This window comes from Faecalibacterium sp. DFI.5.82, from assembly GCF_029076575.1.
Taxonomy (GTDB): Bacteria; Bacillota; Clostridia; order Oscillospirales; family Ruminococcaceae; genus Faecalibacterium; species Faecalibacterium duncaniae.
The window spans coordinates 1-311 of sequence record NZ_JARFIS010000519.1; the positions used below are offsets into that span (position 1 = coordinate 1).

General features: G+C 69.1%; 1 protein-coding gene. It reads left to right on the forward strand.

All coding sequences use genetic code 11. From position 1 onward, the window contains the following. The coding region (locus tag P0G09_RS17695; RefSeq protein ID WP_275253325.1) for a hypothetical protein at window positions 1-192 on the forward strand (192 nt) is incomplete at its 5' end. Window positions 193-311: the final 119 nt, after the last annotated feature.

Sequence of the window (311 nt, forward strand, 5' to 3'; positions counted from 1 at the left end):
TACGCCGATTACATCAACAGCCTGACCGACCCGGAGGCCGCCCCGCAGCAGGCTGCCCCGGAGCCGGATACCGCAAAGTCTGCCGGGGTGCAGGCGTGGTCGGCCCGGGAGCTGTCTGAGATGGTGCTGCCGCCCATCCGCCATGTGGTGGAGGGCCTGCTGCCCATGGGCATGGGGGTGCTGGTGGCATAGCCCAAGCTGGGCAAGAGCTGGATGGTGCTGGACCTCTGCCTTGCCGTGGCACAGGGGGAGCCGTTTCTGGGGTTCCCCACCCGGCAGCACGGCACGCTCTACCTCGCCCTGGAGGACGG